Raw genomic sequence first — 26,126 nt, forward strand, 5'->3', positions numbered from 1 at the left:
ATTGTTTTTACCCAACATAAAAGACTTGCTACTGATCCTGAGAAAAGGATAACTGAGAATTTTGGGTATGACGCTCAAAACAGGCTGCTGACTCATACCCATCAGATAGACAATAATCCTGTAGAAGTGTTGACTCAAAATAAATATAACGAACTCTCTCAACTGGAATTTAAGAAAGTAGGAGGAGCGAATGCTGCGGCCCCACTCCAGCAAATTGATTACAAATACAATATCCGGGGCTGGATGACCCAGATCAATGATCCTTCTGCTTTAGGAACAGATTTGTTTGGGTATTCTATTAAGTATAATAATCCCTTAACAGAAAATTGGACTCCAAGGTATAATGGAAATATTTCAGAAATAGATTGGGTTACGAAAAACGATAATGTTGTCAGAAGATATGTTTATATGTACGACTCTGTAAACCGTCTTACTGGAGGGTACTATCTGGAACCTAACAATTCCGTTATATGGGCAGGTTATTTCAATGAAAATTACAACTATGATTTAAATGGAAATATTACTAAATTAACTAGAATGGGGAAATCTCCTACTGCACAAAATACCTCTTTATTAATTGATGATCTAACTTATACATATACAGGGAATAGGTTATCTACAGTTGCCGATGCTTCTCAAAATACTTCGGGTTATCCTTATTTCGCAGCACCTAATGTGATAGGTTATGATAATAATGGGAATATGACTATTCATAAGGATAAAGGCATAAATGAGATCAAATATAACTTTTTAAATCTTCCGAATAAGTATAGTTATTCTTATGGATCCTACTCCTATAAGTATAGAGCCGATGGGGTGAAAATCGAGAAAGAATCATATTATATTATTCCAAATTCAACTTATAAAGTTTCTTATCTGGATGGATTTCAATATTCCGATTATTCTGACCAAACCTTTGGTTTAGATTTTGTTCCTACATCTGAAGGATATTTTAATTTTAGAAATAATAAGTATATTTACAATTATACAGATCACTTAGGAAATGTAAGATTAAGTTATCAGAAAGGTACATCAGGAATAGAGGTCATTGAGGAAAATAATTACTATCCTTTTGGGCTAAAACACGAAGGATATAATAGCCTTCCTGGAAGTTCAGTTTATCAGTATAAGTACAATGGCAAAGAACTGCAGGAGACCGGTATGTATGATTATGGAGCTAGATTTTATATGCCTGACTTAGGAAGATGGGGTGTGGTCGATCCACTGGCGGAGAAATCTAGAAGGTTTTCACCGTATAATTACGCTTTAGATAACCCATTAATGTTTATTGATCCAGATGGAATGGAAGCCAAGCATATTGATCCAAGTGCCATTTTTGAGAAAAATAAAGATGGATCATATAAAAATCCCAAGCTAGTTCAATCCTGGAATGCATTTGCTACTTCCAAAGAAGGGATTGCTTTTTTGAAAGATTATGCTAGTCCTGGCCAAAAAATAGCAGGAGTGGAATATAGTGATAAAGGAGGTAAATATCATAATAAAGGTATGGATTTAAGTTTTGATTCTGGCAAATCATTAGCAAATTATAATAAAGGGTCATTTAACAAAGCTGTTGGAATTACCGATAAAATAAGTGAAAATGGTAGAATAAACTTTAGAGTAAGTATTGAAGATAGAGCATTCACAGATCAAACTTTAGAAACGTTAACTCATGAATTAGGAATTCATGTTAAATTAGGATCCATGGATTACTTTGATAATAAAAAATTTGATTTTTCAAGTGGTTATGAGTCAATTAAAGGAGATGGATATACATCTTCTTATTTGAATAATTACTATGGAGAAAGTACATCCAGAAGCACTAATGTTCCAGACCATATGGTTGATAAAAAAACTAATCAAGCTTATAATTTAGGAGCACCTATTTTAAGATCTTTTTATCAAAAATTAAATATTAAAAGAACTGATGCACAAATCAAAAATTTATATAATAATTAGTATATGTCTTGTTTTTACTGCTTGTAAAGAAAAAGTTAAGAATATATCATTAACAGGAATTTTTATTAATAAAAAAGAAAGTGAAAATAAGTATGCTATTTTAATGAATGGTAAATTGATGTTCCCTGTAGATAAAAAATATACTGTTAAAAATAGTGATATTACTTTAGGAAGAGATGATTATAAAAGAATTGCTACTGACCATTTAGATAAAAATTTTGATAGTATTGAAGTTTCATACAATACAGACAGCTATGAGTCTGTTGGAGTTAAAGAATTCGACGCTAAAATTTATCCAAATTTTATCATTTTTTCTGATGTTGAAAGAAATGTTAGTAAAAAGGTCGAAATAGATAAAGATTTTGAGAAATGGATTTCTTTTTCGCTAATGAATTCTAGTAGTATAAAGAATATCATAAACAAGAACAATAATAAATTTATTACTTGTGTTATTGTTTATAACAAAAACAAAGTCTATACTTTTTACAATAATGATTTTAATAATGTTAAAAATGATATGAATCTATTTATGACATTGATTTATACCTATATCAATATCAATCGAGAAAGTGGAAAAATTTTATATAATAAAACTTTATATAAAAGTCTTGATTCTTTAAATCAGTTTATAGATAAAAATAAAATTGGAATAAAAAGAGTACCATTACCGAATACCGAATAAATCTCTCCCTGTTCAATAAAATCACAGATCAAAATGCCCTCAATACTGCTTGGATAAAGCAGTATTGTTTTTTAGAGTTATCTTTAAAAAGCAACTCCATCGTATAAGCTACAACGTGCCACAGATCAGTGATATATTATAATTTCCTTAAACTGAAATTTTGTCTTGTTTTAGTAAGTTAAATTCCAGTAATTTGCACGCTATTAATAATAAGACTAAATAATAATAATGAAATTGAAATTACTGATTTTGATGGTTTTCTTTTCCACAATGGCACTTGCACAGGAGAAAGAGGGAAATATGGGTTCGGTGACAGGTACTGTAACAACGGCAGACGGAAATAGTGGACAAGGGGTTGACGTTAAAATCAAAGAATTAAATATAACGACTACTGCAGGAGCTGATGGTAATTATGAACTGAAAAATCTGCCACCTGGAAAATACACGATCATGATTGCAAAAGGAAAATCTGATGGCTATTCCCAGGAAATAGAGATCACTCCTGAAAATGAGCATATTCTTTTAAATATACAACTAGATTATTCTTCCCAAAAACTGGAAGAAGTAATCGTAAGCTCTGGAGGAAACCGCTTCGCTAAAAAAGAAAGTGACGATGTTTCCAAAATGCCTTTGAAGAACATGGAAAACCCGCAGGTATATTCTATTGTAAGCAAAGAGCTGATGAAAGAGCAGAATATTACAGATTATAACAGTGCATTTAAAAATATTCCGGGAGCAGGTATTGCAGAAGTGAGAAATCAGGGAAGAACAACGAATATGTCACGAGGATTTCCAACACCACAATTGGTGAGGAATGGAGTAGGAAGCTTTACCTATAACACAATCGACCCAGCTAACCTTGAGCGTATAGAAGTAATCAAAGGACCTTCTGCTACTTTGTTCGGAAGTACAATATCTTCTTTTGGGGGACTGTTTAACAGGGTAACAAAAAAGCCATTTGATACTTTCAAAGGGGAAATTTCTTATTCGGCTGGAAGCTGGGATCTGAACCGTTTTACGGCGGATATCAACACTCCACTGAATCCCGAGAAAACAATGTTATTAAGATTTAATACAGCATTCCATAGCGAAAACAGTTTCCAGGATGCAGGATTCAACAGAAGCTTTTTACTGGCTCCAAGTTTTTCTTATGCGGTTAATGAGAGGCTAACGTTCTTATTGGATGTAGAATTTGGTATAATGAAGGGAACTTCTCCAACAAGATTAGCTCCATACATCAGCAAAGATCCAACGAAACCGGCATTGGCAACGAGCATCGAGGATATGAATATTCCTTATACCCGTTCTTTTGCCAATAACACGGTAAATTACAATGGACAGCAGTACAATATTTTTGCCCAGATGAAGTATAAAATATCTGACACCTGGAATTCACAAACGATTGTTTCCCGTACCAGATCTTCTTCGGAGGGATATGTAGTATCATTATCTGCTTTATCAGACACCACATTGAGACAGTCTGTGACCAAGCAGGATTATCCATACTACGGAACTGATATTCAGCAGAATTTTATTGGAGATTTTAAAATTGGCGAGCATAGAAACAGAGTGGTTGCAGGGTTGGATTTTTACAGCTTGAAAGCCTACCGAAATGATGCAACAGTGAATATGCCAGCTATCGATTATAGAAATCCCGGAGCGGCTTACAATAATTTTACAATCTCGAAAATAGAACCGTTATTTAATAACGTGACCTTCAACAATTTTACATCCAATAACGAGCAAACCTATAGTGCGTACGTATCTGATGTGTTTAATGTAACGGATAAGTTCATCGCAATGGCAGGAGTGAGATTAGACCGATATTTCAATAAAGGGTCGTATTACCCGGAAAAGGACCTTACCGTTGGAGATTATAATCAGACCGCATTTTCTCCGAGATTTGGATTGTTGTACCAGTTAATTGAAAAGAAATTATCATTGTTTACGAATTATATGAACGGGTTTAATAATGTAGGAGGTTCCGATTTCAACGGAAATCCTTTTAAACCAAGTCAGGCTAATCAGTGGGAAGGTGGAGTGAAATTAGACCTTAATAAATTCAGTGCTACAGTAAGCTATTATAATATCAGCGTAACCAATATGACAAGACCAGATCTTGATCATACAGAAGGTAGTTTCCTGATCCAGGATGGAACTCAATTAAGCAAAGGGTTTGAAGCTGAATTGATTGCTAATCCAGTTCCGGGTCTGAATATCGTAGCAGGTTTCAGTTATAATGATAGTAAATATACGAAAGCGAGTGCAGATGTTGATGGCTTAAGACCTTCTACAGCAAGTTCTCCAACGATGGCAAACGTTTGGGCAAGTTACCGTTTTATCAATGGACCTTTGAGTGGTTTAGGTGTAGGAATCGGTGGAATCTATGGAAGCAAATACTATCAGACCAATACGCATACTTTTACATTCAGCATTCCTGAATACACCGTATTGGATGCTTCTGTTTTTTATGACCGACCTAAATTCAGGATTGGTGTAAAAGTGGATAACTTAACCAATGAAAAATATTGGTCATACCGTCTGGCGGCTCAGAATCCAACGAGGGTAACAGGAAGTTTTACGTTTAAATTTTAATCATCAGGGATCCGATGGCAAATAAGAAGTTTAAAAAAGCAATACGACAAATTCATTTGTGGCTTGGGTTAGTGACCGGAATTATTGTTTTTGTTATTTGCATTACTGGATCCGTGTATGTTTTTGAAGAAGAAATAAGGAATGCGAGTGGCAAGGAATTGATGCATGTTGAGCCCTCTTCCCAACCTTTTATAGGACTTGAACAGATCATTCTGAATTTTCAGAAGATTGCTCCTAAAGAGAAAATCACTTCAATCAGAATAACCGAAAATGAGCCTGGTGCTACCATCCAGATTCTGAACAAAAAGAAGAAAATTTTCTATTTTAATCCTTACACTGGTAGTTTGGTAGGAAAGCAAGGTCGTGATTGGCTCAATGGAGTGTATGATCTGCATACCTCCCTGATGTTGGGGGAAACAGGTAAAATGATCCAGGGCTGGAGCGTGGTGATCTTTTTACTAATGTTGGTCACTGGCTTGGTATTGTGGTATCCTGCCCGGATAAAACAAGCAAAGCAAAGTTTAACCATTAAGTGGGAAGCTTCTTTAAAAAGGAAAATCTATGATCTTCATAATGTCTTGGGATTCTACGCATCCATCTTTTTGATCATCATTGCCTTGACAGGAACCTATTTTGCTTTTTCAGGGGTCAAAGCTGCTGTGGGATTTGTGACCCATTCTAAATTAAATGAGGGCGATAATTCAATGAAATTTGTTGTTGATCCAAAAGCCAACTTAGCAGCAAGATACAATACCATCTATAAAACACTAACGAAAACCTATCCCGGTGCTGTTTCTGTAACTTTTTCAATCAGGAAAAAAGATGAAATGCGTGTAAGAATGATCTATCCTTATCAATGGTCGCGTAAACAGAACACTTTCTTTTTTAATCAAAAAACAGGAGAGCTGTTGCGAGGTAAATTGTATCAAAATAATAATGCTGCAGATACGGTCGAAGCAGCCAATTATGATCTCCATACCGGAAAGTTCTTCGGAATTATAGGAAAGATCTTATGGCTTTTGGCTTCATTAGTCGGGGCTTCATTACCTGTAACAGGTTTTATCATGTGGTGGAACAAAAGGAAAGCAAAGAAAAAGCCGAAAAAGAAACATCATCATAGAGTGTTGAATAAAAGTAAAGCATAAAGGAAACACGATTTCATTGAAGTCGTGTTTTTTAGTAGAATTTTTTGGATATTGTTATTTTATAATATCGTAATTCAAAAGATTGTTCGTCTTTTTTATGGCATTTTTGTTATTTTGCTCCATAATTCTGTAAAACTCGGAACGGGATACTTCTTTACCGTCGATATGAAAAGTTTGTATATTAAGAGCTCGTGGGTCACCTTCATCATGCATTTGTACGGAAGGTTTATCATGAAAATTTTTAATGGCGTTTTTCAAGTCCTTTTCAGAAATCTGTAATAGATCTGACTTGAAATAGTAAGGAATTTCACTAATGTCAAAACGATGCAAAGATTGTATTCCAATGAGATTAAATGAAATACTTTGTTGATCGTCTTCAGCTTTTATGATCAAGCCGGGTAATCCCTGAAATAAGTAAGGTCCATCCTGTACCGGAATGTCGGTGGTAAACCATACCGTCCATTTTCTTTTATATAAAGTAGTGGTTGCTCTCTGGACAGAATATCCCAGAATATTCTTTTTCTCAGGAAAAATTTGCCAATCTAATTTTTTATGCAAACTCACGTTGTAATCAACAAGGCAGCTTGTATAGAAATTCATATCAAAACTGGGATATTTTTTTACGACTACATCCAAAAAGCCTATTTTTTGATAAGGAAAATCTCCCATAGGAGTCTCTTTATTTTTTATTAAAGAATCAAGTACTAAAACTTGAGCTGCATAAAATTTAGATCCTTCCTTTCCTATATCCAGATTCAAAATCTCTTTTTCTTTATTTTCAAGATGCGTTGAATCCTTTGCAAAAACATACTCATATACAAAACGTTTGTTTTGTGATTTAATAAATAAAGAAACAAATAAAAAGAAAAATACTACTTTATACATAATTGAAATTGGACGGATTATAATTCAGTTAATATATTGTTTTTTTAAATTAAATAGGGTATAAAGAGGAATAATTTAAAGTTTAATCAAAATATTGTGATGTGTTTTTTCATTATTAATTAATAACAGCTTATATCTGTCTTAAGGTGTATGATGAAGGTGTTTAATGAAAGTTAATATATTATTTAAACTTGTTAATACTTTGTTAAAAGATACTTTCTGTTTTTTATGGAATTTTGCCCCAATAAAAAATGTAGCATGAATCTTTTCAAAACTTCCCTATTTCTTGTTCTTTCTTTCACTGGAGTCAATGCTTTTGCACAGAAACATGCTCCGCAAAAAAAAGTGGTTTTTATCATTGTAGACGGTATCGCTGAAGATATGCTGAGCAAAACTAAAATTCCTAACCTTGATAAAATTAAAAAAGAAGGAGCATTACTTAAAGCTTATGTAGGTGGAGAAAAAGGAGGTTACAGTGAAACTCCAACTATTTCGGCAGTAGGATACAACAGCTTACTGACAGGAACATGGGTGAACAAGCATAATGTTTTTGATAATGATATTAAAGATCCTAACTACAGTTATCCAACCATTTTCAAACTTTTAAAGGATCAGTTTCCCAATAAAAAGACTGCTGTATTTTCAACGTGGGAGGATAATCGTACAAAGCTGATTGGTGAAAATCTTGAAGCTACAGGGAAAGTAAAAGTAGATTTTGCTTACGATGGAATGGAAAAAGATACCAAGAATTTCCCACATGATAAGCAAAGGAATTATATCCGTAAAATCGATAGTCTGGTCGCTGGAAAAGCAGCCAGTTATATCGCAGAAAATGGGCCGGATCTATCATGGGTATATTTAGAATTTTCTGACGATATGGGGCATGGTTATGGAGATGGTGATATTTTGTATAAAGCAATTTCTTACGAAGATCAACTGATCGGGAAAGTATATGATGCTGTTAAAAAACGTCAGGAAAAACATGGAGAAGATTGGCTGTTTGTTGTAACCACAGATCATGGGAGAACTGCTGACAATGGAAAAGGACATGGCGGACAAAGTGATAGGGAACGAAATACCTGGATCGCAATCAATAAACCCAACCTAAATACATACGCAAAGAACAATCGTGTAGCAATTACAGATATACTTCCAACGATCACGGATTTTATGAGCCTTAAAGTTCCTGAAAAATTTCAGCAGGAAATCGATGGGATTGATCTGCTTAAAAACAGAACCGCTTACGATCTGAAAGCCTCTTTGTCAGCTGATAAAACGCTTGAACTTACCTGGAAAACGACAGGTCCTTCCAAGGAACTTGGAGAGGTATATATTACGGATACCAATAATTTCAAAACCGGAGGCAAAGACCTCTATCAATTATTGGGGCAGGCTAATCTGGGCAGCGGCAAGTTTACTTCTACAATAAAAATTAATAATTCCAATATCTATAAGATCGTTCTGAAAACTAAAGAAGGTTTTCTGAATACCTGGATCACAACCAAATAAATTAGGAATCTACTTATGAAATTATCGCTTTTAATCGGACTGGGCTTAGTCTCCGGTTTGGAGGTCTATGGCCAAAATGTACAGAAAATAGACCGTATTGATACGTTAAACACCCACGAGAAAAAGATCGATGAGGTTGTTATTACAGCGCTGGGAATCAAGAAAGACAAGAAAACATTGGGATATGCAGTGCAGGAGGTGAAAGGCGATGTGTTTGAAAAAGCTAAGGAACCTAACTTTATCAATTCATTATCAGGACGTGTTGCCGGATTGAATATTAAGAACAGTACCGATCTTTTCCAGGATCCGGGAATCAGCCTGAGAGGTGCTAAACCGCTTATCGTTATCGATGGTGTCCCAGACAGAACTGCTGACTTATGGAGAATTAATGCGGATGATATTGATAATATCAGTGTTTTGAAAGGCCCGACTGCTTCCGCATTGTATGGATCTGTAGGTAAAGATGGAGCGATCATGATCACGACCAAGAAAGGTAAAAAAGGAAAGATGAGTATTTCCTTTAACAATTCTACGATGTTCCAGACTTCTTTTATCCGTATTCCGAAAGTACAAACAACGTACGGTGGCGGGAACAACGGGAAATATGCTTATATCGATGGAAGTGGTTCCGGTAGTGAAGGTGGTGGATGGATCTGGGGTCCTAAACTAGATCAAAAAGATCCGACAACCCCAAGTGGATATTACGAAACGCCACAATACAACAGCCCTATTGATCCGGCTACAGGGAAACCAATACCATTACCATGGATCTCCAGAGGTAAGAACAATATTAAAAATTTCTTTGATACCGGAGTTATCCAATCCAATAACCTAAGCGTGGATTGGGGAAGTGACAAAGCAACATTCAGGCTTTCACTTTCCAATATTTACCAGAAGGGAATTGTTCCTAATACAGATCTGAAAACGACTTCTATCAGTCTTGCAGGATCCATGCATCCTACTGAAAAGCTTACAATTAATTCTACTTTAACTTACAATAAAGAATATACTTCCAATTTCCCGGAAGTTGGATATGGACCTACTAACTATCTTTACAATCTTGTATTATGGACCGGTGCTGATGTGGATGTAAGAGATCTTAGAAATTATTGGGTAGCCGGAAAAGAAGGCTATCAGCAAAGACATTATAACATATCTTACTACAATAATCCCTACTTTCAGGCGTATGAATACCTGAGACCTTATTATAAAGATAATGTGATGGGGAACGTCAACCTTGAATATCAGATTATCCCTAATTTATCTGCTAAAGCCCGTGTCGGAACCAATATATATGCATTGAACCGGGAATATAGAGAACCCAAAAGTTATATTGGATATGGCAATAAATCATTAGGGAACTATACACAGATCAATGGAAACTATTTTGATATCACTTCAGAAGTGGGGCTTAAGTATCAAAAACGTTTTTCTGACAACTTTTCATTAACAGGTGAAGGCTATGTATCTAACTTTTACAGAGAACAAAAAAATAGTGAAATACGTACAGATGGATTAGTAAGTCCGGGCTGGTATAATCTTTTCAACAGTATAGGGCCTTTATTTGCACCAAAAGCCGGAAACAGAAAAGAGTTTGAACAGATCAATAGCGTATACGGGTATGTGGATATGGAAATTTACAAAGCATTTTTCCTGAACATGACAGCCCGTTATGATAAAGTATCTACACTTCCTAAAGGAAATAACGGGTATTTCTATCCATCAGTTTCCGGATCAGTATTGCTGAATCAGCTTATCACGCTTCCTGACTGGATCAGTTTTGCCAAGCTTCGTGGGTCTCTAGCACAGGTTTCTAATGGTAAGCTTGCTAACGATACCTATGGCTATATTGCTGCATTTGAAAAAAGCGATGTCAGCTGGAACGGACAATCTACATTCGCATTTGGAGATGTTCTGATCGATAGTAATATAAAACCCGAAACATCAAATTCATGGGAAATAGGAACTAATATTTCATTTCTGAAAAGCCGTATTAATTTAGATGTAGCTTATTATCAGACCCGTGATTATAATAATCTGGCAAGTATTCCTTTATCTGAAGGGGTCGGTTATAAAACATACCTGACCAACGGAAATGTATTTCAAAGAAAAGGAGTTGAATTTACCTTGAATGCAGATGTCATCAAGAAATCGGATTTCAGATGGAGCACTCAGCTGAATTTGAGTCATTACCGCAGATATCTAAAAGAAGCTTATGGAGGTAAAGATTATACAACAATCTATAATGCTGCTAATGGAAGAAATAACTTCATCAGAGTAGAAGAGAGAGCGGATAAATTGACTGCTATGCCTTACGAAACCTCACCTGACGGACAACTGGTATTACAAAATGGATATCCGGTAAGTTCGACAGCACCTTTTGAAAGCAATATGGGATATTCTGATCCGGATTGGACCTATGGATTATCCAATAATTTCAGCTATAAAAACTTCTCTCTTTCTTTATTGTTTGATGGTAGATTAGGAGGGACCATGTATTCTACCACCAACCAGAAAATGTGGTGGGGAGGAATTGCACCAGGAACTGTTAATCAGTATAGGGATGATGCAAACGCTGGAAATAATACCTATATCGCACCTGGAGTTAGAGTAGTGAGTGGTTCTATTACCTATGATCAGAATGGTAATGTAAAATCGGATACCCGTGTTTTTGTTCAGAATGATGTTGCTGTCAATTATAATGCCTACATGCAAAGTACCAGCAATGCTTTTGAAAGCAATTACCATTATTATAAACAAACTTTTATCAAACTAAGAGAGATCACAGTTACTTACAATTTTGAGAAATCTTTTGCAGAAAAACTGGGAGTATCTTCAGCGAGTGTTTCTCTGATCGGAAGAAATCTCTGGTTGGCTTCGAAGATTAAAAATGTAGACCCTGATTCTGGTGTGGATCAGCTTCAGACTCCTGCAACGAGAAGTTTTGGAGTGAACCTTAATGTAAAATTCTAATGATAAAAATACGATAGAAATGAAAATAACTAAAATATATATATTGTTATCAATTGCGGTATTGGGTGTTACAGGCTGTAGCAGAGTCGATGATTTCCATGATGATCCCAATCGTCCTAAAAGTGTAGATGCCGAAAATATCCTTCCGGGAATTGAAGTAAGTGCATTCAGTAATATTAAAGCAGAAGCAGCTTTAGCATCACGACAGCTGACTTATATTAATGGAGTGAATTCCCAGCAATATTATAACTGGCAAAGAGGATCATTTGGGGTTTATGACAATATCAAGCAGGTGGAAAAAATGGTGGAAGAAGCTAATAAAAAAGGCGGAAAAGAATACATTGCACTGGCCCGATTCTTTAAATCTTATTATTTCATCTCGTTATCAGAAACATTTGGAGATATTCCTTATAGTGAAGCGATAAATTCGGCTAATTTTTATCCCAAATACGACGATCAAAAAAGTATTTATAAAAATGTTCTTAATGAACTTGCATTAGCTAATACTGAGTTATCCAATTTGAATACTCCGATCAGGGGAGATATTATTTATAATGGAGATCTGCTTAAATGGAGAAAGCTGATCAATTCTTACCGATTAAGGATCTTAATAGACCTTTCCAAAAAAGCAGATGATCCTGATCTGAATGTAAAACAGACATTTGCTAATATTATAAATAATCCGGCACAAAATCCTATTATGGAAACCAGTGAAGACAGCGGAGCACTTCCTTTTTATAATCTGGTGAATAATCGTTACCCGTTTTTCAATAGCAATGATCTTCAAACCGCCTATTATATGGAGCAGAGTTTTGTAGACAAGCTGAAAATATCTAAAGATCCAAGACTATTTAAAATGGCTGAAAAGAAAACCAGCACGGTAGGGACAACGCCTACAGATCCGTTTAGCTTTTATGACGGATTATATGGAAGCGGGGATCTGGGACAGAATTCTACTAAAGCATCTAACGGACTAGCATCGAGAATCAATCCAAGATATTTTAATGATCCAATCAATGAACCTACTTTATTAATGGGATATGCAGAGCTACAGTTTGTTTTGGCTGAGGCCACAGTAAGAGGATGGATCAGCGGAAATGCAAATACTTATTATTTAAAAGGGATCAATGCATCAATGAGCTTTTATAAAGTAAGTCCGACTGATGTTGCAACATATCTTGCCCAAACATCGATCAATCTACAATCAGGAAAAGAGATCGAGCAGATCATGGATCAAAAGCATACGGCCTTGTTCTTTAACACAGGTTGGAGAATATTTTACGATCAGAGAAGAACAGGATTTCCTAAGTTCAATACGGATGGACCTGGCATTCTGAATAATGGGAAGATCCCTAAAAGATGGATGTATCCTTCATCAGAGATTAATAATAACAATACAAACCTTAACAACGCTATCAGCAAACAGTATCCAAGTGGTGATAACATCAATGAAACGATGTGGCTGATTAAGTAGTGTGATAGAATGAAATAAGTTTTGATCTTATTTGAAAAGGATCTCGATACATTTTTCTCTTGAATTATGTTCGCAGGATTATATCCTTTATTTCTAAAAATACTCGACCTGACGAGAGATCAATATCCGTAAGAGATTGAGGAAATTGCCAACGTCACTTCGAGTAGATTTTGAAAAAATCGTATCGAGAAGTTTGTAAAACGGATCTATGAAGTTGACATTATACTCCTTCTTATCAAAAAAATCAGCAGTTTTTTGATAAGAACTAAAATTTCAAAACCTTCTATAGACTATGAAAGGTTTTGAAATTTTAATCTATATATAGATTTGAATTAAATCACGATTAGTTTATGATAGTGACTGATATTGTATTTTAAGAATGTCATTTTTGATATATTTGTATGACTGGTTAACGATAAGATATCAGTATATAAAATATGAAAAATCAGATAGTAGTTGCTCTGTTTTTAATTTTTGCAGTTTTCATTCCTGCTCAAAAACCTATTTTAAATATTAAGTTTTCAGAACCTCTAAGTGTTTTTATTTTTGTGAAAAAATTATCAGGACATCGAGGTGATAATTCATTCAAAAGTATTTTTCAGAAATCAAAATTTAATACAATTCAATATCAGGATCTGATAAAGAAGTTTGATAGTTTGTCATTAGATTATACTTTTCAATTCAATGATTATCCATATGGTTCTAAACTGCCGGGAATGACAGAGGCATTGCTTAAAAAAAACCTTATTGCAGCTTCAAACCTGAGTGAATTTAAACTGAATTCGATTGGACTACTTCCAAATAATTCGATTAATGAATTGGTTTGGATACTTTCCGAGTTCACCCCTGTATACAATCAACTGATTTTTGAACCAAATTGCAAAAAATTTGAAAGTCAACTTAAGGATATTTCCAATGAAGTGATAAAAAAAAATATTTCTCAATATTTTACAATAGGATCTATCTTTTATAATTCCAATTGGGATTATTCTATTCCTTTTGAAATTGCTTTTTATCCTTTACCTGATTCTCAGGGATTTACTGCTGAAGCATTTTACAATAATGCAGTTTGTGCAATAGAGAATAATTTTGATGATTATGATCTGTTAATAAGCGTTTTACTTCATGAATCATTTCATATGCTATATGATGAGCAACCACTTAAATTGAAAAAAGAAATTGACAATTATTTTAGGAAAAATAATTCAAAATATAGCACATATGCTTATTTACTTTTAAATGAAGCATTAGCAACGGCCTTAGGAAATGGATATGTATATGAGAATTTGATTAACAAGGCTGATGAAAGTGATTGGTATAACAGAAAGTACATTAACCTTATGGCTAAGCACATTTATCCTATGATCAAAGAATATATTCTTCAGGGAAAATCGATAGACAAAGAATTTATTGACAATTATATTAAATCGTATGAAAAGAATAATCCTGAATGGATCAATGAGTTGGATAACATCATGACATATCGATATATGCTGTCCGATCATAAAAAGGATTTTGATATTTTAGGTCAATATTTTCCCTATTGCTCAATGTCGGAGTCGGAGGATCATATTACAGATGCAAGTATTGAAAAGATGCAAGCAACACCATTAACTAAAATCATTATTGTTTCCAAAAATAATACAATGCAGCTGGGTTTAATTAAAAGGAAATTTAAAGAATTGAAAAGCTGGAATTATAGAGCAGAAAAAGAATTTGTCTACAACGTAATGTTAGGTGATAAAACTCAGATGTATATTATCAATCAAATTAATACACCAACAGAAGCCTTAATAAAAGATCTTGTTCAAAAATCTAAATAAAAAGCTCCTGCTTACGCAAAGCAGGAGTTGGTAGCTAAATATAAAATGATAGATGAAATGATTCGATAGAATCTTAACTAAATTTCTTAATTGCCTCCGGACTCACTGGGGTGAAAAAATTGATCAGATTCCCATCCGGATCACAAAATAGGAGAGATCGATTGCCCCAAGGCATTGTGGTAGGCTCCTGAACAATTTCAGGCGTAATGTCTTTAATTTTTTGATATTCGTCATCGACATTTGAGACAAGAAATTCTATAATACTACTTTTGTTACCAGTTGATTCAATTGGGTTGTCACTAAACATTTTCATAGTTTGTGTACTTCCTATTGCAATAGTAATAGTACTTGTTGAGAGCTCTGCAAAATCTTCGGTATACCATTGAGCTGTTAATCCAATCGCTTTTTCATAAAATTGAACAGATTGTTTAATATCCTTTGTGATAATTCTTAATGAGATTAGTTTCATAATGTTTAAAATTGATATTAGATAATTTTAAACAAAAATAAGGGGAGACGATGACAACAGTCTGTCAGGAAGAAATGGATTTTTTTTTAGAATTAATTAAATAGATAAATTCCCTAATCACATCAGGTTATTTTCCTGATAATAGTTACGTTGATATTCCCCATGAGAATATTCTTGTAAATTTGTTTGGCTTAACCATTAATGAACATACATGGTATGAAAGAACATGCTTTAATAAAAAACATTTCGAGGTATATAACCCTAACAGAAGAAGAAGTTTTAATCTTTGAGAATTTTTGGAGTGAAAAGACATTGGAAAAAGGAGAGTACCTTTTAAGAAATGGAGATGTTTGCCGGTATGATAACTATGTGGTCTCAGGCGTATTAAAAGCATTTTATATCAATTCTGAAAATGGAAATGAAGAAATTCTTTATTGCTCTATTGATGATTGGTGGGCAACAGATATCGACAGTTTTTCCAAACAAAGAGCTTCTATTTACAATATACAGGCTCTTGAAAAAACGACTGTTTTACAGATTAGCTACCATTCCTTTCAACAGCTTTTAAGCAAAATTCCAAAATTGGAAAGATACTTTCGATTGATATTGGAGGGATATCTTGTTACTATGCAAAAAAGGATCATTTATAATAATATCTATGATGCAGAACACAGATATTTTGATTTTCTTGAAACGTATCCGAATATTGCTTCCAAAGTCCCTCAGTATTTAATTGCATCCTACTTAGGAGTGTCCGCTGAATTTATAAGCAGACTGCGAAAAAAAAATAAATCGTCTTGAACTAGATCAATTTTTTTCCATTTAATAATAGGGAATTTTGCTTCATAATAATTTAAGAAGCAAAATGAAAAAAGTATTGATCATCAACGCAAGTGTTAGAAATGAAAGATCACAAAGTCGAAAACTTTCACAACTCTTTATTGAAAATTGGAAATCAAAACATCCAAATGATGTGTTCACGTACCGGGAGGTGGGAATCAATCTCATTCCCGGGATTGATGAATCCTGGATTGCCGGGGCATTCATAAAACCAGATGATAGAAGTGAAGCTAGCCAGAATGCTTTACAACTAAGTGATGAATTGGTGAGTGAGTTGAAAGAACATGATCTGTATGTGATTGCAACCCCAATGTACAACTGGTCAATTCCCAGCGGATTAAAAGCATATATAGATCAGATTATGCGATTTAATAAAACCTGGAAATTCAGATCCGGAGTTCCTGATGGAGATTATGTAGGGTTACTTGAAAACAAAAAGCTATTTATACTGTCAAGCAGAGGGGATACAGGCTATGGAGAAGGTGAAAAAAATGAGCATATGAATTTCCAGACCAACTATTTGAAATTTATTTTTGGTATTATGGGAATACAAGATATTACCACTTTTTCTCTGGATAATGAAGAATTTGGTGGCGAGATATTTGAAAAGTCTAAAAAGGAAATCTTTGATAAAATAAGCTCAATTGAATAAGCTCATGGTTAAACAACGAATCACCCCAAAAACCACAATTCAAAACTGCTGCCTTCTTCCAATGCCTGATAATTAAGATATCCGCCATGGGCTTCCATAATACTTTTTGTAAGCGTTAGCCCGATTCCTGATCCGGTAGCTCTTGTTGTAAAAAATGGAAGGAAGATCTTGTCTTTAATTTCCGGAGTAATACCGATACCGTTGTCTATAACGCTGATAATGATCCGGCTGTTGTGTGATCTTACAGTAGTTTTAATGGTTTTATGTTCTTTTTCAGAAACCGCAAAAATGGCATTAAGATAGAGATTGATAAGACTTCGCTCGATCATTTTTTCATCTGCAGAAATGATAAAATCGTCTATTTCAAGGATGGTCACGATATTCTGTTTTTCAAACTCAGGTTTTAGAAAACTAACGGCCGATTCAATCACTTTTTTAAGAGAAATGCGGGCCAGAACTGGTTTGGGTAATTCCGCAACCTGTCGGTAACTATCGACAAAGCTTAACAATTGTTTGGATTTGGAATTAATGATCATGAGACTGTCTTTCATTTCCTGCTGGTCGTCTTTATCTACAGTTTCCTGATTACTGATGTATTCCAGATTCTGAATAAGGCTGTTAACAGGAGTAAGGGTGTTGAGAAGTTCATGGGATATCACCTTCATCAAATTGTTCCAGGCCAGTTTTTCTTTTTGTTCAATGATTTTCTGAACAGATTCAAGGGTGATGACATAAAAACGATGTTGTATATTTTTTATCTGTTTTGTTCTTAGTGAAAAAGATTGTTTGGAATTTCCACGGATAGAAATATCGAAAAACTCTTGAGAGCTGCTGTAACCGGTGTCATTGATGATTTTATAAAACTCCGGAACTTTAGACGCATATGAATTCCATGTGTTATATTTAGGAATCTGTAAAATATCAAGAAATGCTTGATTTACGTAAAAAACATCCCAGTTTTCATCTTTTTCTGAGAGAATCATGAGACCTGTTTCCATTTGATCCAGAATACTCTCATAGAGAAGTTGATAAGAAGATTGGGAAAGTTGTTCCTCTTTACTTTGGTAATATAAACGGATACTGCTGTCCAACAGCTCTGTTCCGTCTTCTTTTGGAAATAATGAAAAATCTTTTCTTCTGATGGACGAAATAATCTTTTCCGTTTTTGAAATCTGGATCGTCAATGAGTAATTTATGAAAACTACAAAAGCAATCATTATTCCGGCAAATAAAATAGCACTAAACCATTTTTCTTGCAAAAAGAAATGATAGCATGCAATCCCACTTACTATTGCCAGGAAGTTGTAAACCAGCCATCGGTAATTATATTTACTCATGATTTTCTATGTTTTTTGGTAGTTTAGGTTCGAGGTTCGAGGTTCGGGGTTTGAGATACGAGATACGAGGTTCGAGATACGGGATTTGAGATGCGAGGTACGAGGTTCGGGGTTTGGGGTTTGGACATTTCAAATTATTATTTTTGCTCTAACTTCTAACTTTCCACTTTCAATTTTCAACTCGTACCTCGTACCCGTACCTCTCATATCCCAAACTTCTCCATCCTCCGGTAAAGCGCTGCCCTTGAAAGCCCCAGATCTTCTGCTGCCAGAGAAATATTTCCTGTGTGTTTTCTTAAGGCTTTTTTGATCAGCACTTCCTCCATTTCTTCTATATTGAGATTGATGAGGGTATTTTCCTGTTCTTCCTGTTGAGGCATCAATAACTGGAGATTGTTATCGGTTGAAAGAATAACGCTTCGTTCCAGGCAATGATCCAGTTCCCGGATATTTCCAGGCCATGGATAATTTTTAAGAATAAGCAATAAATCATCACTGAGTTGCAGGTTGGGCTTATGGTATTTCTGTTTATAACGATCCAGAAAATAATCCGCTAAAAGAGCAATGTCCTCCTGTCTTTCCCTTAAAGCGGGAATTTGTATTTCTACGGTATTGATTCTATAATATAAATCCTGGCGAAAACGATTTTCAGCGACTGCTTTTTTAAGGTTTTCGTTGGTTGCAAAAATAAAACGTATATCTAATAAACGTTCTTTAGATTCACCCAACCTCGATAGTTTTCTATTTTGGATGAGACTCAATAGTTTGGTTTGCAGCTGAAGTGGGAGATTTCCGATCTCATCCAGAAAGACAGTGCCATTCTGAGCATTCTCAATCTTTCCTGCATAATCCTGATGAGCATCTGTAAACGCTCCTTTTTTGTAACCAAATAATTCTGATTCAAAAAGATTCTCCGAGATACTTCCCAGGTCTATATGCACAAACGGCTCGTTTTTTCTTTCGGATTGTTCGTGAATAGATTCAGCCAATACATATTTTCCGGTTCCATTTTCACCTAAAAGCAATACATTGGCATCTGTAGGTGCTACCTTTTTGATCTGTTCAAGCACTTCCTGCATCTTTACAGAATGGCTGTCCAATTGATATTGATTACTTTTCTGATTTACATTTTCCCATTGGTTGAGCTTCTTATTTTTGCGGGAAATATCAACAGCAAGATTCACCGAAGCGTATAACTTTTCATTATTCCAGGGTTTAAGAATGAAATCCGAAGCCCCATTTTTTAAAGCTTCTACAGCCAGTTCTACTTCGCCATAGGCAGTCATGAGAATAATAGGGAGATGAGGTTCCAATGTTTTGATTTCTTTCATCCAGTAGAGCCCATCCTGACCACTTTCAAAGCCCTTTCTGAAATTCATATCCAGTACTACCGCATCGATCTGGTTTTCTGTAATGAACTTCAGAATCTGTGCTGGTTTACTGAGGCAGCTGACTTCAGAGAAGAATTTCTTGAGCCAGACTCTTGCAGAGAACAAAATATCTTCGTCGTCATCTACAATGAGAATATGAGCTTCTTTTTTTCGCATATTATATATTAAGCATATTAAAATTAATTCTTTTATATAAAAAACTGTTCATTTTTGAACAAAAAGTGTCCGATATCGAACAGTTAATTCTATTATCCTAAAAACATTATTCCACATTTTCAAGGACTTACAGACTTATATTTTTCTGGCATGTTGATTGTGTAATCTATTGTAATAAAGTAAGTTATATCTTATTATGGATACGAAAATAGTAAAAAAGAAATCAAAATTAAAATTTGTTTTAGGCGGATTGGCAGGAGTGGTCATATTATCGCTATCCGGGTTTTATTTTACCCAGCAGAAAAAAACCTATAATGTCGCAATAGAAGATATCCAGACGGATAAAGTGACTCAAGGGAAATTTGAGGATATGCTAATGGTTACTGCACAGACACAATCTCTTAATTCCTCTTTGGTGAATGTTCTGGAAGGTGGGGCTGTGAAAGAAATTTTTACGGAGGATGGGCAAATGCTGATCAAAGGGCAGCCTATAGCAAGGGTCTATAATCCGAATACTGAATTTAACTATATGAATCAGCAAAATGGAATCCTGCAACAGATCAGCCAGATGAGAAGTACACTCCTTGAATTGAAAAATCAGGAACTGGCTCAGGATAAAGAATTGCTGCAATCACAGAATGATTATAATACGGCACTTCAAAACTTTAATCTTCAGAAACGTCTTTATGATGCAGAGATTGGAAAAAAAACAGATTATGACATGAGCGTGCAGAATCTTAATTACCAAAAACAACGGAAATCGATCGTAGAAAAAGGATATACAAGCGAGAAGAACTCCAGAAACTCTCAAATGTCTGCAATCAATGCTTCAATGGGAGAGATGAATAGAAGCCTTGCGATCCTAAGCTCTAATAAAAATAATTTCCTTATTACGGCACCAGCTTCAGGACGATTATCATCCTTTACCATTACAGCAGGCGAAAATCTGACAAGTGGGCAAAGTATTGGAAAGATAGATTTGATGGATGGTTATAAATTAGTAGCTAAAGTGGATGAATATTACATTAATAAGTTGCAAAATGGGATCAAAGGAATCCTTGACAATAATGGGCAGGCTTATGATGTAGTGATTACGAAAATTCTACCAGAAGTAAAAGACGGGCAATTTTCAGCTGAACTTAATTTTACTCAAAAGAAACCTGAAAACCTGAAAATAGGGATGACTTTCGGAGTTAAACTAAAACTTTCGGCAGATACACAAAGCACCATGATCCCTAAAGGGAATTTTTATAAAGATACCAATGGAAAATGGGTGTTCGTGGTCAAAGGAAATAAAGCAGAAAAAAGGAATATCATTTTAGGAAGAGAGAATCCACTATATTATGAAGTGAAGTCCGGATTGAAGTCTGGAGAAACAATAATCACATCCGACTATGCTGATCTTAAAAAATATGAAATCCTGGACATAAAAAAGTAAAAATATGAATACTTTTAACTTAGTATTAAACAGGTTAAATAGCAATTAATAATCGAATCAATACCATAACAAATAAATAAAATTACAATGATCAATATACATAATCTTTCAAAAATATATCAATCAGAAGACGTACAGACTCATGCATTAAATAAAGTGAATCTTAGTATTAAAGAAGGCGAATTTCTTGCTATAATGGGGCCATCCGGTTGTGGGAAATCTACATTTTTAAATATCCTTGGACTTTTAGATTCAGCTTCTGAAGGCTCTTACCAGTTTTCAGAAAAGGAAATGGTAGGATTGAGTGAAAGAGGGAAATCGGATGTCCGCAAAAAAAACATAGGCTTTATTTTTCAAAATTTTAATCTGATAGATGAACTTACAGTTTATGAGAATATTGAGCTTCCATTAATTTATAACGGAGTTCCTTCTTCAGAAAGAAAAAAGAAAGTGGAAGAAATTATGGAAAATATTAATATCAGCCATCGTGCGAAACATTATCCACAACAGCTTTCCGGAGGGCAGCAACAAAGAGCAGCTGTAGCCAGAGCGCTTGTTACAAAACCTAAACTGATCCTTGCGGATGAGCCCACGGGAAACCTGGATAGCTCCAATGGAAATGAAGTGATGAATCTTCTGTCAGAACTTCACAGAGAAGGCTCTACTATTGTGATGGTAACACACTCTTCATATGATGCCGGATATGCTTCCAGAATTATTAACATGAAAGACGGAGAAATTTTCAATGAGGAACATGCTTCTCAAAGAAAGGATGTATTTGCAAAAGCAGAAGCAAAAGAATTTGGATAAGTCACAAGACTTTCCGGTTGTGTATCAATCAGATCATATCGAAATGGTCTTATCATTCATTATTAATACATACAATTATGCTTAAAAACTGGCTCAAAATTGCCTTGATCAATTATAAAAAAAATGCATTATCCACTATCATCAATATATTTGGACTTACTATAGGCCTTACGGGATTTATGATGATCCTGATGCATTGGAACGATGAGGAATCTTACGAAAAATGGAATCCTAAAAAGGATCAGATCTATGCTTTTCAATTCTTCACGAAAAAAGATAACGCTTATGGAAGCACTATATCTTATCCAATGGCGGTTAGTGCTTCTAAAAAAATTCCTGAAGTTCTGGATTATGTGCTTTTCAGTACCCCGTCAGGATATAAGATGACCACAAAATACCGGACAGCTTATCAGAAAGACGGACTTTTATCGTCAGAAAGCTTCTTTAATTTTTTCCCGTTTAAAATCATCTCGGGAGAAACTAAAGATGCTTTAAAAACAGAAACGTCTATTGCTATTTCTAAGCAAACGGCAATGAAGTTATTTGGGAAAACCAATGTATCAGGAGAATCAATAAAAATTGAAAACAAAGAATATATCGTTACTGCGGTATATGAACTTCCTGAAGGAAACACTCAGATAAAACCTGAATTTATTATCAATCCGGTGGAACTGTTGAGAAGTGACAGGGAACATTGGAGTGATTTCAAATACGGATCTTTCTTTATGTTGAAAAAAGGAACGGACCCTACAGTTTTCGAAAAGAAGTTTAAGAGAGATATTATTGAAATCAGATCGGCTATTGAAGGTAAACCTTTAGGGATAAATGCACAAGAGTTTTTGGAAAAATATGGTCCGAACGATGGTCTATTGACTCCTCTGGATGAGTTAAGACTGCATGCAAAAGCATCCTGGTTTGGAGTGGGAGATTTCAAAACCATACTCATTCTATTTTTTCTGTCAGTAATGATCGTTATTTTATCTGCCATTAATTTTATTAATTTAAAAACGGCAGAATCTTCGCAAAGAGGTAAAGAAGTAGGAGTAAGAAAAGCGATCGGAGGAACAAGGTCTTCCTTAATGATGCAGTTTCTTCTAGAGGCTTTTATCATATGTATGCTGTCATATGTCCTTTCATTAGCTTTAACAGAACTTTTACTTCCTAATTTCAACAAATTCTTTGATAAAGAGATAAAACTAAATGATTGGCACATATTCGTCTATTCATTGGGAATGGTACTTGTTGTATCTTTAATATCCGGGCTCATTCCTGCTTTCTATCTTTCCAGCTTCAAAGCCATTGAAACCCTGAAAGGAAACTTCGCGCGAAGTAAACATGGAATCTGGCTAAGAAATGGAATTCTTACTCTTCAATTGATGATTTCTTCATTTTTTATTATCGGTGGTTTAATTGTAGACAGCCAGGTAAAACATATGATGAATAAAGATTTGGGTTTTAACGGAAAACAAATCATGCTCATTACCTTTAATGAAAATAGTGTAAAGCCATGGTTGAAATATGAACGTCTGAAAACCCAACTTTCAAAAATAGACGGTGTTGAAGCAGTTTCTTATGGAGAGGCGGTTGCAGGAAGCAATCGGAGAAGCAGTGCAAATATGGACAGTAAGAACCAGACTATTAATTCAGATTACAGTACAATGGATTATAATTACCTGCAATTTATGGGGGTGAAGCTGGTGAAGGGACGTTGGTTAAATCCTGAACTAGCCTCTGATACTATTAACAATATGATCGTAAATGAAGCATTTGTCAGAAAATTTGGTTGGACGGATGATAAGATACTTCAGAGTACTTACTCCCCAGGATTTGATGATAATAAAAAATATAAAGTCGTGGGAATTGTTAAGGATTTTAATTTCAGAAATCTGAAACTTAAAGTAGAGCCAATCGCATTTTTCCACTATAAAGATGCAGAACGTAAAAGATTTGATTTATATAATATTCAGGTGAAAGTGAAACCTGATGATATCGAAGGTACCGTGAATAACATTAAAAAATACTGGGAAAATTCTGTAGAACCAGGTTATCCTTTTGAATATTATTTTGTTAATCAGAGATTTGCCAGAACCTTTGTACAGTATCAGAAACAGAAAACCACATTCTCAATTCTTAATGCGATGGTATTGATAGTTGCCTTACTAGGACTTTTTGCTCTTTCTTCTCTTATGATAGAACAGAAACTGAAAGAGGTGGCGATCAGGAAAACATTAGGAGCATCAGACCGTATCCTGGTTTTTGGATTGACAAAACAGTTTCTTTGGATTACTATAGCTGCTGTATTGATCAGTATTCCTATCTCTTATTATCTGATGAACGAATGGCTTAAAGATTTTGCCTACAGAATTGATATGCCGATTTGGCCATTTTTAGTTAGCTTTTGTGTATTACTGGCATTGACATTTGCAGTAGTAAGTATTAAAGCGTATAAGGCTACAAAAGTCAATCTCGTTAAATACCTGAAATATGAATAATCCATTCATTATTATTAATCATCCAGAATAGATTTAAAATTTTAACGTCTCATGAAAAATTTCATTTTCATATTTTTTGTAGGCCTTTTTCCGGCCCAGCAATCATGGAACCTGCAACAAAGTCTGGAGTATGCAACCACGCATCATCCATCGATAAAGCAGGCTACCGTTACCGTTGCAAAAAACGAAAGACTGATCACTGCTTCAAAAGGAATGTTATTACCTTCTGCAGAAGCTGGTGTGAAGCACAATTATAGTTTTGGTTCTTCTATAAACCAGTCAAGCAATCAGAGAGAAGCGCTCAACACACAGTATGATGAGCTTAATGTGAGAGCAGACTGGGAACTTTTCAACTGGAAGAATTTCTTAAATATATCTTTATCAAAACTTAATAAGGAAACCAGTACCTATAGACTTAAACAGGCTCAGAATGATGTAAAACTAAATGTTATTCAAATGTTTTTTACCTATCAGAATAGTCGCAGCTGGTTGAATGTTCTGGAAACTCAGATCTCTGGGATCGAAGACCAGATCAAGCGTACTGAGAAGGAAGTTGAAATTGGAAACAGGCCAAAAAGCGATGTGTATGATATCAAAGCAAATTTAGGAACTTTACAGGAGCAATGGGTATCTGCAAAAAATCAACGTGATCTTGCAAAAATTAATCTCCTGAATGCTGTTGCAGTTACCTCAGATTCTATAGACTTTGTAATGGATGATGAGAAAACCCTTGTAGGATCTGAGTTTCAGGATCCTGACTTTACAAAAAAGCTTCTGGAAAAAAATCCAGCATATCAATCGGTGATGGCAGATATCGTTGCAATGAGAAAAAAAGAAGAAGTAGCGAGATCCGGTTATTTACCTACATTAAATGGAAGCTATAGCTGGTCGAGTTTTTATAATAAAGCGCTAGGAAAAAATGATGCTCCAACAGTTAGCTTCTCAGATCAGTTTTCACAGAATAAAAACCAGTCTCTGGCGTTCGGACTCAACATTCCCATCTTTAATAAGTTACAGGTAAAAACGAATGTGGAGATCGCTAAACTTAATACCATTAATTCAAATTTAGATAAAGAACTCGTCATCAATAATCTTACTCAGACTATTAATTCGATCAAAGCTCAGTTTCTAAATGCCCAGGAAAAATATCAACTTCTGGATGCCAATTTTGAGAATCAAAAACTTTCATTTCAGAAATCTGAAGAGAAATATCGGGAAGGGTTGATGGATGCCTATACATTTTTTGTTGTCCGAAATGGATGGCTTCAGGCAAATTATAATCTTATCAGCAGTAAAAATGAAGTCATGCAACAAACCGAACTTTTAAAAGTGCTGGAATCTGGTTTGTAACTTGGAAAGATATACTTTCTTTTATTAAAAAAAACATTCATTCATCATATTCAACAATGGCTATTTTGGAATTTTCCGGATAGCCTTTGTTTTTTATAAGAATAGGATAAAGTGTTTAATGATCAATTTCTTCAGGATTAGCTTGC

The 26,126-nt window shown here is 34.8% G+C and carries 18 protein-coding genes; 14 read left to right on the plus strand and 4 right to left on the minus strand.

Annotated elements, in window-relative coordinates:
* The 4 genes from JHL15_RS09895 to JHL15_RS09910 all read left to right on the plus strand — a co-directional run.
* On the plus strand, positions 1–1,959 hold a 1,959-nt coding region (locus tag JHL15_RS09895; protein ID WP_200245443.1), incomplete at its 5' end, for an RHS repeat domain-containing protein.
* Positions 1,928–2,641 (plus strand): hypothetical protein, encoded by a 714-nt coding sequence (locus JHL15_RS09900; RefSeq protein ID WP_200245445.1) that lies wholly within the window; start codon positions 1,928–1,930, stop codon positions 2,639–2,641. The genes JHL15_RS09895 and JHL15_RS09900, both read left to right, overlap by 32 nt.
* A 228-nt stretch (positions 2,642–2,869) precedes the next feature.
* A complete protein-coding gene (locus JHL15_RS09905) occupies positions 2,870–5,236 on the plus strand; it encodes a TonB-dependent receptor (protein ID WP_200245447.1) in 2,367 nt (788 codons plus the stop codon).
* A 14-nt stretch (positions 5,237–5,250) separates the two neighbouring features.
* Entirely contained in the window at positions 5,251–6,381 is a 1,131-nt protein-coding gene (locus tag JHL15_RS09910; protein WP_234047741.1) for a PepSY-associated TM helix domain-containing protein, read from the plus strand.
* Positions 6,382–6,435: 54 nt separating this feature from the next.
* On the opposite strand, the gene JHL15_RS09915 is transcribed toward JHL15_RS09910, so the two are convergent.
* Positions 6,436–7,266, minus strand: coding sequence for a GLPGLI family protein (locus JHL15_RS09915; RefSeq protein ID WP_200245450.1), 831 nt, complete (start codon positions 7,264–7,266; stop codon positions 6,436–6,438).
* A 258-nt stretch (positions 7,267–7,524) separates the two neighbouring features.
* On the opposite strand from JHL15_RS09915, the gene JHL15_RS09920 reads away from it, so the two are divergent.
* The 4 genes from JHL15_RS09920 to JHL15_RS09935 all read left to right on the plus strand — a co-directional run bounded on the left by JHL15_RS09920 (position 7,525) and on the right by JHL15_RS09935 (position 15,045).
* A complete protein-coding gene (locus JHL15_RS09920) occupies positions 7,525–8,775 on the plus strand; it encodes an alkaline phosphatase family protein (RefSeq protein ID WP_200245452.1) in 1,251 nt (416 codons plus the stop codon).
* Positions 8,776–8,790: 15 nt separating this feature from the next.
* On the plus strand, positions 8,791–11,748 hold the full coding sequence (locus JHL15_RS09925; RefSeq protein ID WP_200245454.1) for a SusC/RagA family TonB-linked outer membrane protein: 2,958 nt from the start codon (positions 8,791–8,793) through the stop codon (positions 11,746–11,748).
* A 19-nt stretch (positions 11,749–11,767) separates the two neighbouring features.
* Positions 11,768–13,222 carry a SusD/RagB family nutrient-binding outer membrane lipoprotein gene (locus tag JHL15_RS09930; protein WP_200245455.1) on the plus strand — a complete coding sequence of 485 codons (1,455 nt, stop codon included), beginning with the start codon at positions 11,768–11,770 and terminating at the stop codon, positions 13,220–13,222.
* Between the two features lie 437 nt (positions 13,223–13,659).
* A complete protein-coding gene (locus tag JHL15_RS09935) occupies positions 13,660–15,045 on the plus strand; it encodes a hypothetical protein (RefSeq protein ID WP_200245456.1) in 1,386 nt (461 codons plus the stop codon).
* A gap of 73 nt (positions 15,046–15,118) precedes the next feature.
* On the opposite strand, the gene JHL15_RS09940 is transcribed toward JHL15_RS09935, so the two are convergent.
* Positions 15,119–15,514 carry a VOC family protein gene (locus tag JHL15_RS09940; protein WP_200245457.1) on the minus strand — a complete coding sequence of 132 codons (396 nt, stop codon included), beginning with the start codon at positions 15,512–15,514 and terminating at the stop codon, positions 15,119–15,121.
* Positions 15,515–15,730: 216 nt separating this feature from the next.
* On the opposite strand from JHL15_RS09940, the gene JHL15_RS09945 reads away from it, so the two are divergent.
* Together JHL15_RS09945 and JHL15_RS09950 are read left to right on the plus strand one after the other, a co-directional pair.
* The gene (locus JHL15_RS09945) at positions 15,731–16,315 is read left to right on the plus strand and encodes a Crp/Fnr family transcriptional regulator (protein ID WP_200245458.1); all 585 of its coding nucleotides are present in this window, start codon (positions 15,731–15,733) and stop codon (positions 16,313–16,315) included.
* 64 nt (positions 16,316–16,379) lie between these two features.
* Positions 16,380–17,006, plus strand: coding sequence for an FMN-dependent NADH-azoreductase (locus JHL15_RS09950; RefSeq protein ID WP_200245459.1), 627 nt, complete (start codon positions 16,380–16,382; stop codon positions 17,004–17,006).
* 20 nt (positions 17,007–17,026) lie between these two features.
* Here JHL15_RS09950 and JHL15_RS09955 read toward each other — a convergent pair whose 3' ends face one another.
* Together JHL15_RS09955 and JHL15_RS09960 are read right to left on the minus strand one after the other, a co-directional pair.
* The gene (locus JHL15_RS09955) at positions 17,027–18,343 is read right to left on the minus strand and encodes a sensor histidine kinase (protein ID WP_200245462.1); all 1,317 of its coding nucleotides are present in this window, start codon (positions 18,341–18,343) and stop codon (positions 17,027–17,029) included.
* Between the two features lie 203 nt (positions 18,344–18,546).
* Positions 18,547–19,890 carry a sigma-54-dependent transcriptional regulator gene (locus JHL15_RS09960; protein WP_200245463.1) on the minus strand — a complete coding sequence of 448 codons (1,344 nt, stop codon included), beginning with the start codon at positions 19,888–19,890 and terminating at the stop codon, positions 18,547–18,549.
* Between the two features lie 196 nt (positions 19,891–20,086).
* On the opposite strand from JHL15_RS09960, the gene JHL15_RS09965 reads away from it, so the two are divergent.
* From JHL15_RS09965 to JHL15_RS09980, 4 genes are all read left to right on the plus strand, one after another.
* Positions 20,087–21,328 carry an efflux RND transporter periplasmic adaptor subunit gene (locus tag JHL15_RS09965; RefSeq protein ID WP_200245464.1) on the plus strand — a complete coding sequence of 414 codons (1,242 nt, stop codon included), beginning with the start codon at positions 20,087–20,089 and terminating at the stop codon, positions 21,326–21,328.
* Positions 21,329–21,415: 87 nt separating this feature from the next.
* Positions 21,416–22,138: an ABC transporter ATP-binding protein gene (locus tag JHL15_RS09970; protein ID WP_200245465.1), complete on the plus strand. Its 723-nt coding sequence runs from the start codon at positions 21,416–21,418 to the stop codon at positions 22,136–22,138.
* A gap of 77 nt (positions 22,139–22,215) precedes the next feature.
* Positions 22,216–24,630 (plus strand): ABC transporter permease, encoded by a 2,415-nt coding sequence (locus JHL15_RS09975; protein ID WP_200245466.1) that lies wholly within the window; start codon positions 22,216–22,218, stop codon positions 24,628–24,630.
* Between the two features lie 51 nt (positions 24,631–24,681).
* The gene (locus JHL15_RS09980; RefSeq protein WP_200245467.1) at positions 24,682–25,980 is read left to right on the plus strand and encodes a TolC family protein; all 1,299 of its coding nucleotides are present in this window, start codon (positions 24,682–24,684) and stop codon (positions 25,978–25,980) included.
* Positions 25,981–26,126 lie beyond the last annotated feature (146 nt).

The organism is Chryseobacterium paridis (assembly GCF_016595215.1).
In the GTDB taxonomy this organism is placed as follows: domain Bacteria; phylum Bacteroidota; class Bacteroidia; order Flavobacteriales; family Weeksellaceae; genus Chryseobacterium; species Chryseobacterium paridis.

Excerpts from the sequence above, each read along its gene's own strand:
- JHL15_RS09900 (WP_200245445.1), top strand. The coding sequence starts at position 1,928 with ATGCACAAATCAAAAATTTATATAATAATTAGTATATGTCTTGTTTTT.
- JHL15_RS09905 (WP_200245447.1), top strand. The coding sequence starts at position 2,870 with ATGAAATTGAAATTACTGATTTTGATGGTTTTCTTTTCCACAATGGCA.
- JHL15_RS09910 (WP_234047741.1), top strand. The coding sequence starts at position 5,251 with ATGGCAAATAAGAAGTTTAAAAAAGCAATACGACAAATTCATTTGTGG.
- JHL15_RS09915 (WP_200245450.1), bottom strand. The coding sequence starts at position 7,266 with ATGTATAAAGTAGTATTTTTCTTTTTATTTGTTTCTTTATTTATTAAA.
- JHL15_RS09920 (WP_200245452.1), top strand. The coding sequence starts at position 7,525 with ATGAATCTTTTCAAAACTTCCCTATTTCTTGTTCTTTCTTTCACTGGA.
- JHL15_RS09925 (WP_200245454.1), top strand. The coding sequence starts at position 8,791 with ATGAAATTATCGCTTTTAATCGGACTGGGCTTAGTCTCCGGTTTGGAG.
- JHL15_RS09930 (WP_200245455.1), top strand. The coding sequence starts at position 11,768 with ATGAAAATAACTAAAATATATATATTGTTATCAATTGCGGTATTGGGT.
- JHL15_RS09935 (WP_200245456.1), top strand. The coding sequence starts at position 13,660 with ATGAAAAATCAGATAGTAGTTGCTCTGTTTTTAATTTTTGCAGTTTTC.
- JHL15_RS09940 (WP_200245457.1), bottom strand. The coding sequence starts at position 15,514 with ATGAAACTAATCTCATTAAGAATTATCACAAAGGATATTAAACAATCT.
- JHL15_RS09945 (WP_200245458.1), top strand. The coding sequence starts at position 15,731 with ATGAAAGAACATGCTTTAATAAAAAACATTTCGAGGTATATAACCCTA.
- JHL15_RS09950 (WP_200245459.1), top strand. The coding sequence starts at position 16,380 with ATGAAAAAAGTATTGATCATCAACGCAAGTGTTAGAAATGAAAGATCA.
- JHL15_RS09955 (WP_200245462.1), bottom strand. The coding sequence starts at position 18,343 with ATGAGTAAATATAATTACCGATGGCTGGTTTACAACTTCCTGGCAATA.
- JHL15_RS09960 (WP_200245463.1), bottom strand. The coding sequence starts at position 19,890 with ATGCGAAAAAAAGAAGCTCATATTCTCATTGTAGATGACGACGAAGAT.
- JHL15_RS09965 (WP_200245464.1), top strand. The coding sequence starts at position 20,087 with ATGGATACGAAAATAGTAAAAAAGAAATCAAAATTAAAATTTGTTTTA.
- JHL15_RS09970 (WP_200245465.1), top strand. The coding sequence starts at position 21,416 with ATGATCAATATACATAATCTTTCAAAAATATATCAATCAGAAGACGTA.
- JHL15_RS09975 (WP_200245466.1), top strand. The coding sequence starts at position 22,216 with ATGCTTAAAAACTGGCTCAAAATTGCCTTGATCAATTATAAAAAAAAT.
- JHL15_RS09980 (WP_200245467.1), top strand. The coding sequence starts at position 24,682 with ATGAAAAATTTCATTTTCATATTTTTTGTAGGCCTTTTTCCGGCCCAG.